This is a genomic window from Marinobacter sp. UBA5687 (assembly GCF_002420325.1).
GTDB classification, from domain to species: Bacteria; Pseudomonadota; Gammaproteobacteria; order Pseudomonadales; family Oleiphilaceae; genus Marinobacter; species Marinobacter nauticus.
On the sequence record NZ_DIHV01000124.1, the window covers coordinates 36,098 to 44,049 of the forward strand.

Genomic DNA, 7,952 nt, shown 5'->3' on the forward strand with positions numbered 1-7,952 from the left:
GAGACCCTGCACGCCAGGCGCCAAGACGGCCATGGAGGCGAAGCTCTCAAGATTCCCTCCACGGTGAGCGATACCTTACTTACGCACCTGAGCCAGGCACTCGGCATTCTGGCCAAGCGCAACTTTAACCGCATCGCCAGCCAGGGCACGCTGGAAGTGTGCGTAGGTCTCACCGCTGCGCACTACTTCGTAGCCGGCCAGAAAGCGTTCTCGGAGTTCCTGGATGGCAACGAAAGCAGTCATCTCGAATCCGATAACCTGTTTATCCGGAATGCCAATCGCAAGGCAGATGCCTGGTCCGGCGCACACGATGCCGGCCCGAACGAAGACCGGCTGCATTCTGCCGATGCCCCGATCAACTTCCGTACCAGTGGTGGCAGTCATCAGCCCTCCGGCAGCCAGGACAAAAACCGGCCGCGATCGCACCATGCGCTACTGGTCAACACCAGCCCGGGCGGCTACTGCGTAGCTTGGGAGAGCAATGTCCCGGCGTCACTCCAGGCCGGTGAAATTCTGGGTGTACGAGAACAGAGCTCGCACCCCTGGAGCATTGCCGTTGTGCGCTGGCTGCGCCAGATCCGCAATCAGGGTACTCAGGTTGGTATCGAACTGCTGGCACCGAGCGCCGCGCCCTGTGCCGTGCGACTGATCCAGAAGGTCGGTAACAGCAGTGAGTACCTCCGGGGTCTGTTGCTACCTGAGATCAGCGTGGTCAATCAGGCCGCGACACTGATTACCCCGCGACTGCCGTTCCAGACCGGCAGCCGGATCTCGCTGCTGCACGATGGCCGGGAAGACCAGGGACAGCTACTGAAAAAGGTCTCGGCCACTGGCAGCATCAGCCAGTTCGAGCTGAAACTCCAGAATCCCATCACCCCAACTGCCGGCCGTGGTGCTCCCCCATCAACGCCAGGCACTACGGAAGACGAATTTGACTCACTGTGGCCGTCGCTTTAAATAGTGCGGCCCGTCAACTGCCGGCATGGCCAGGGTTGTTATTGCTGGCCAACCCCTGCATCATTCATCCGTGAATATCCGGCACCACGAGACGTCTGACGAATGCAGAAGAAAAACACGACCGTACACCTGCTGATTCTTGACCCATCACAAAACGATGCGGAATCCATGGTCAGCTTGCTCCGCAACTCCGGCAAGGCTACCCGCGCTCACCGGATTACCTCGGAAGAAGATCTGGAAGAAGCGCTCAAGACCTCCAACTGGGACTTGCTGCTGGCACGCGACCTGGAACAGGAATTCGCGGCAGACGATGCTCTGGCCATGGTCAAGCGCATGGACAAGGACATCCCCTTCGTTCTGCTGACCGAGGAATACAGCCGCGAGCGTACCGTCAACATCATCCGTGCCGGTGCCCAGGATGCCGTACCCTTTCAGTACACCGACCAGCTCGTTCTGGTGGTCAAGCGGGAGCTGGCAGCTCTTGATGAGCGCCGCAAACGCCGGGTACTGGAATCTCATCTGCGTGAGGCCGAGCAGCGTTGCCAGTTGCTGCTAGAAAGTTCCAAGGATGCCATTGCCTACATCAACGATGGCATGCACATCTATGCCAACCAGTCCTATATGGAATTCCTGGGCTACGACGACATCGACGAACTGATTTGTATTCCGGTGCTCGATACCCTTACGCCGGAAAGCCAGGAGAAGTACAAGGAGTTCATGAAAGCGTTCGCCGAAGAGCGCAAAGATGGCATGACTCTGAACTGCACCGCGCGCCGCAGTGACGACCACGAATTGAATGTCACCATGTCGGTGTCCGCAGCCACCTACGACGGAGAGGCCTGCACCCAGATCGTTCTGCAACCGGAACACAGTGATGCAGAGCTGGAGGAAAAGCTGAAACAGATCAGCAGCCAGGATTTGCTGACCGGCCTGTACAATCGTCAGTACCTGATGGATGCCCTGGCCCAGGCTATCGCCACGGCTGGCAAAGACAACAAGACCGGCGCCCTTGCCTACATTGCCCTGGATAATTTCCTGAGCATGAAGAGCCAGGTCGGCATCTCCGGCGCGGATCTGTTGTTGGGCGATCTCGCCACCCTGCTTCGGGAACAGGCCGGCGACGAGGTTACCCTGGCCCGCCTGAGCGACGATGCCTTCTGCGTCATGTGCCTGCCCTGTGATGAAGCCAGCATGGAAAGTCTGTGCGAGCGCATCCGTAAAGCGGTCGAGGACCACTTGTTCGACATCAACGGCCGGACGGTTCCGCTGACCGTGTCCATCGGTATCGCCGCGATCACGGAAAACTCACCAAAGGCCGAAGAACTCATGGGCCGGGCCCATACTGCCTCGGCCGATGTGAAAAAACAGGAAGGCCACGAGCGTGGCAACGGCATCCTGGTCTATAACCCGGCTGAATACGAGAGCCTTGATGAAACCAACTCGGTGGAGGCCATTCTCAAGGCTCTGGACGATAACCGTTTCCGGCTGCTGTTCCAGCCCATCATCAACCTGCGCGGTGAGGGTGAGGAGCATTACGAGGCCTTTGTCCGGATGCTCAACAAAGACAACGAAGAAGTCTCGCCGTATGACTTCCTGCCGCCGATGGGACCCAGCGATACCGCCATCAAGATCGACCGCTGGGTTATCCTGCAAACCATCAAGCAGCTATCGAGCCACCGCTCAAGGGGCCACGACACTCGCCTGTTCCTGAACATCACAGCCGAGACGCTGCAGGACAAGACCTTCACGCCCTGGCTCAGCGTTGCCCTCAAGGCCGCCCGTTTGCCGGGAGATTCGCTGATCTTCCAGATCCGCGAGGGCGATGCCAATAACTACATGAAGCAGGCCAAGGAATTCACCAGGGCGGTGCACGAACTGCACAGCAAGGTATCCATCTCCCAGTTCGGCTGCGCACTCAATCCGTTCAACACCCTCAAGCACATTGAAGCGGACTATGTGAAGATCGACGGTTCCTTCACCGAAGAGATCCAGAAGAGTGACGAAGCCAAAGAGCAGGTCAAGGAAATGGTCAAGAGCCTGCAGAACGCCGGCAAGCTGACCATCATTCCGCTGGTGGAGAACGCTGGTGTTCTGGCGACGCTCTGGCAGGCTGGCGTGAATTACATTCAGGGCTACTACCTGCAGGCGCCGGTACCGGAGATGAACTACGACTTCGGCGACAACTGATCAATAGCGGCTTAACCAAAAAGGGCGAGATCATTCTCGCCCTTTTTGGTTTCAGAGGTGGGTATTCTGAAGCGTTTGATTGGTCTCGCTTTCCCGGAACCCGATCAGGTACAGGATGGCATCCAGCCCCAGGGTGGAGATGGAGTGGCGTGCCGACTCCTTGACCAGCGGCTTGGCCCGGAAAGCAACTCCCAGGCCCGCCTGACTGAGCATTGGCAGATCATTGGCGCCGTCCCCAACGGCAATCACCTGTTCCCGGGAAATGTGCTCTTTCTCAGCTATTTCCAGCAACAACTCCGCCTTGCGCTTACCATCTACAATCTGACCTTTCACCTCACCGGTTACTTTGCCGTCGATAATTTCCAGCTCGTTGGCGTAGATATAGTCAATGCCCAGCTTACTCTGAAGATGACGAGCAAAGTAGGTGAAGCCGCCAGACAGGATGGCGGTCCGATAGCCCAGCGCCTTCAGACTGCGAATCAGGTGCTCGGCCCCTTCGGTCATGCGCAGTCGGTTGGCGATCCCTTCAAGCACCGACTCGTCCAGCCCCTTCAACAGGGCCAGGCGCTCGGCAAAGCTCTGGCTGAAATCCAGTTCACCCTGCATGGCGCGTTCGGTGATCTCAGCCACCTGCTCGCCGACCCCGGCTTCATGGGCCAGCTCGTCGATCACTTCCGCTTCAATCAGCGTGGAGTCCATGTCGAACACCACCAGCCGGCGGTTGCGCCGGAAGATTGAATCTTCCTGGAAGGCGATATCCACATTCATCTCGCCGGCAATGTGCAGAAAATCGGCACGAAGCTGTTCAAGATCCGAGGGTGTTCCCCGTACCGAGAATTCGACGCAGGCAATGCGGTTTTCCGAGGTATTCAGTGATGGCCGTGCTGACAGCCGGGTAATATTGTCGATATTCAGGCCATGGCGCGCCGTAATCGCCGACACCCTGGCAATCTGCTCAGCCTTGATGTCCCGGGACAGCAGGGTCACGATGTAGCAGGCCCGGTTGCGGCCCTCGGCCCAGGCCTGATATTCCTGCTCGGTGATCGGCGCAAAATGCACCTGCAGATCGAGCGCGTGCAGCCGGAACAGCAAGTCACGGATCACCGGAGAGGATTTCGATTCATCCGGGATTTCAATCAGAATGCCCCAGGTCAGATGGTCATGAATAACCGCCTGGCCAATATCCAGAATGCGGACATCGTAGCGCCCCATGATTCCGGTGATTTCCGAGGTCAGGCCGGGTTTGTCGCGGCCCGATACGTTTACCAGTACCAGCTCACTCACTGTCTGTCGTCTCCCCACTCTGGGCTTCTTCCTCGGCTCGCGCCGCCGACGGAATCACATCAATACCATCCACACGCTGCAGGCCCCGGGGCAGCTTATGACCACGACGGCCCCGTTCACCCAGGTAGTGCTCAAGATCGCCAAACCGCAGGCCCAGCTTGCGCTTACCCGCTTTCACTTCCAGCTGATCCTCTTCACCGAACACGGCGACCGCAACCACGTATTCTTCGCGATTCTGCACCCGTGCGGAGGGAATGCTGATGATCTTGTTACCTTTACCCTTGGCCAACTCCGGCAGCTCGCTGAGCGGGAACACCAGCATGCGGCCCTCATTGGATATGGCCGCCAGATACAGGGTCGATGCCGTTTCCGGAATCATCACCGGAGGCATGATTCTGGCGCCTTTGGGCACGCTGACCACGGCCTTGCCCGCGCGATTCTTGCTGATCATGTCGTTCAGCGACGTGACGAAACCATAGCCACCGTCGGTGACCAGCAGTGTCTTACGTTCGGGATTACCCATCAACAAACCGGAGAAAGTAGCTCCGGAGGGGGGATTGATTCGCCCGGTCAGGGGCTCGCCCTGCCCCCTGGCAGAGGGCAGACTGTGGGCCATTAATGAATAGGCCCGGCCGGTGGAATCGAGGAAAATCGCCTGCTGGTTGTTGCGCCCCTTCGCCGCCAGGGCAAAACGGTCGCCGGACTTGTAGCTGAGACCAGCGGGGTCAATGTCGTGACCCTTGGCCGCGCGAACCCAACCCTTATCGGACAGCACCACCGTCACCGGATCGTTGGATACCAGGTCGGTTTCGCTGAAGGCGCGGGCTTCTTTCCGCTCGACAATCGGCGAACGGCGCTCATCACCAAAGGTCTCGGCATCCTGCTGGAGTTCGGTCTTGATCAGTTCGCGAAGCCGGTCTTCAGAGCCCAGAATGGCCTGCAGCTCATCGCGCTCGGCGGAGAGCTCATCCTGCTCGCCGCGGATCTTCATTTCCTCCAGCTTGGCCAGGTGCCGCAATTTCAGCTCCAGAATGGCCTCTGCCTGCTCCGCCGACAAACCAAAGCGCGCCATCAGTTCGGCCTTGGGCTTGTCTTCGGTGCGGATAATCTCGATCACCTCATCAATGTTGAGGTAGGCAATCAACAGGCCTTCCAGCAGATGCAGCCGGGCCAGCACCTTGTCCAGGCGATGCTGCAGGCGACGGGTCACCGTCGTTTTCCGGAACGCCAGCCACTCGGTCAAGATGGTGTACAGGCCTTTTACGCCCGGCCGGCCGTCGTTACCGATCACGTTGATATTGACCCGATAGGTCTTCTCAAGATCGGTACTGGCAAACAGGTGCGCCATCAGCCCGTCCAGATCGACCCGATTGGATCGGGGCACGATCACAAGTCGGGTCGGATTTTCATGATCCGATTCATCGCGCAGGTCTGCCACCATGGGCAGCTTCTTGGTCTGCATCTGCTGGGCAATCTGCTCCAGCACCCGGTTTCCTGAGACCTGGTGGGGCAGATCAGTGATCACCACTTCGCCATTCTCGCGAATCCAGCGTGCGCGCATCCGCAGCGACCCCCGACCGGTCTCGTACATCTGGCGCAAGTCTTTGCGAGGAGTGATGATTTCAGCCCTGGTCGGGAAGTCCGGTCCTTTGATGTGTTCGCACAACTCATCCACGGACGCATCGGGCTGATCCAGCAAACGAATACAGGCGGCTGTGACTTCCCGAACATTATGGGGCGGAATATCCGTCGCCATACCAACGGCAATACCCGTGGTACCGTTGAGCAGCACGTGCGGAAGCCGGGCCGGAAGCACCGAGGGTTCTTCCATGGTGCCATCAAAGTTTGGCACCCAGTCTACGGTTCCCTGCCCGAGCTCACTGAGCAGCACTTCCGCAAAGGGTGCCAGCCGCGATTCGGTATATCGCATGGCGGCAAAGGATTTGGGATCATCCGGAGACCCCCAGTTACCCTGCCCGTCTACCAGCGGGTAGCGGTAGGAAAACGGCTGGGCCATGAGCACCATGGCCTCGTAACAGGCACTGTCGCCGTGCGGGTGGAACTTACCAAGCACATCACCCACGGTACGAGCCGATTTCTTGTACTTGGAGGTGGACTTCAGCCCCAGCTCCGACATGGCGTATACAATCCGCCGCTGTACGGGTTTGAGCCCATCCCCTACGTTGGGCAGAGCCCGGTCCAGAATGACATACATGGAATAGTCCAGGTACGCCTTCTCGGTGTAGTCCCGGAGTGATACCCGCTCGAAACCTTCATCCGTTGTCTGAAACTCTGGCATGGACGCCTCTTTGCCTTGGATGCCTATCAATGTTGTGGCGCACATTATATGGACGCCAGCCCCGATACACCAATTTCCAATAGCGGAATTCCCGCATGGAGAGTCTGTAAGGTGATCCGTATTCTCGCCACAGTGATTAGAACGCCGTTTACTCTCTGAACAAGCGGAAACCTATGAAACCCAATCTCAAAGCCTGCGGGCAAGCCATGGTTACGGCCATGGTCAATGCGGTTCTGGCCGTTGCCCTGATGCTCCTGGTGGAGTTTGCCATCAGTGGTACCTTCCAGGTTCCCAAGCCCTATATCTGGGCGGGTGTACTGATCTGGGCCGTTATTTTCGCCGCCCAGTTCCTCCGCCAACGGCATCTTTGCCGAGCCTGCGAACAGACCAACGAACCTTCATCCCCCGAAACCGCCGGCAAATCCTGAACTATATCAAGGGCCTGGATCCTCAAATGTGACAAATCTGCCCCCCCTGCTACGCTTGGGATAAGACAATAACGTCGAATCCCGGGGGGCTAGATGACTGCTCTTAAAAAGCTCGGACTCCGCACAAAAATCGCACTTCCTTTTGCCATCACGGCGCTTGCCCTGGTTATCGTTGGTGTCTTCAGCGTTCTGACTGCACGCAACCTGGTATCCGATACCGACGACATAGCCGCCACCTACCTGCCTTCGGTCAGCCAGATCCTCAATGGCGACCGAGATCTCTACCAGGCACTGGTGGCCCAGATGACTCTGCTGGACCAGGCCTTCAACAACGAGGACACCTCCGGAGCTCTGGCGGATTTCAATGAAAATGCCGAACAGGCCAGGCAACGCTTCCAGGACAGTGCACAACGTCTGGCAGGAACCGGCATCTCCGACGTCACCCAGGGTTTCAATACCGCCTTTGATCGCTGGCAACAATCCGCTCGGCAGGTCATGGAACTGGCGGCCAACGGCAACCCACAACAGGCCCGGGATCTCGCCGCCCGAGAAACAGCGCCACTGTTCGATCAACTCCGGAATTATTACGACAGCGCCGGTTCCCACGCTGACGAGCAGGCCCAGCAACGCTCGGCCGAGGCTTCCTCTGAAGGCACCTCCAGCTCAGCCACCGTGCTCGCTATCACCGTGATTGCCATCATTATCGCCATCGCACTGTTCACGGTGTTCATGAAACTGATCATCTCCTCAATCAGTGCTCTCCGGGATCAGCTCGACAACATTGCCCAGGGCGAAGG

5 protein-coding genes and 1 pseudogene are annotated in these 7,952 nt (G+C 58.2%); 4 read left to right on the top strand and 2 right to left on the bottom strand.

Annotated elements, in window-relative coordinates; translation table 11 throughout:
* A pseudogene (locus B3Y70_RS13435) lies at positions 1-957 on the top strand (GTPase); the annotation flags it as partial.
* A 102-nt stretch (positions 958-1,059) separates the two neighbouring features.
* On the top strand, positions 1,060-3,144 hold the full coding sequence (locus B3Y70_RS13440) for an EAL domain-containing response regulator (protein WP_288589944.1): 2,085 nt from the start codon (positions 1,060-1,062) through the stop codon (positions 3,142-3,144).
* A gap of 51 nt (positions 3,145-3,195) precedes the next feature.
* Here B3Y70_RS13440 and serB read toward each other — a convergent pair whose 3' ends face one another.
* Positions 3,196-4,428, bottom strand: coding sequence for a phosphoserine phosphatase SerB (gene serB, locus B3Y70_RS13445; protein ID WP_014422162.1), 1,233 nt, complete (start codon positions 4,426-4,428; stop codon positions 3,196-3,198).
* Positions 4,421-6,727, bottom strand: coding sequence for a DNA topoisomerase IV subunit A (parC, locus tag B3Y70_RS13450; protein WP_273030402.1), 2,307 nt, complete (start codon positions 6,725-6,727; stop codon positions 4,421-4,423). Before parC ends, serB begins: the two co-directional genes overlap by 8 nt.
* A 173-nt stretch (positions 6,728-6,900) precedes the next feature.
* Here parC and B3Y70_RS13455 point away from each other — a divergent pair, with 173 nt between their 5' ends.
* Positions 6,901-7,155, top strand: coding sequence for a hypothetical protein (locus B3Y70_RS13455; RefSeq protein WP_273030403.1), 255 nt, complete (start codon positions 6,901-6,903; stop codon positions 7,153-7,155).
* Between the two features lie 93 nt (positions 7,156-7,248).
* A partial coding sequence (locus B3Y70_RS13460) for an MCP four helix bundle domain-containing protein (RefSeq protein WP_288589945.1) occupies positions 7,249-7,952 on the top strand: 704 nt, incomplete at its 3' end.

Coding starts and splice junctions, on each gene's coding strand:
- B3Y70_RS13440 (WP_288589944.1), top strand. CDS start 1,060: ATGCAGAAGAAAAACACGACCGTACACCTGCTGATTCTTGACCCATCA.
- B3Y70_RS13455 (WP_273030403.1), top strand. CDS start 6,901: ATGAAACCCAATCTCAAAGCCTGCGGGCAAGCCATGGTTACGGCCATG.
- parC (WP_273030402.1), bottom strand. CDS start 6,727: ATGCCAGAGTTTCAGACAACGGATGAAGGTTTCGAGCGGGTATCACTC.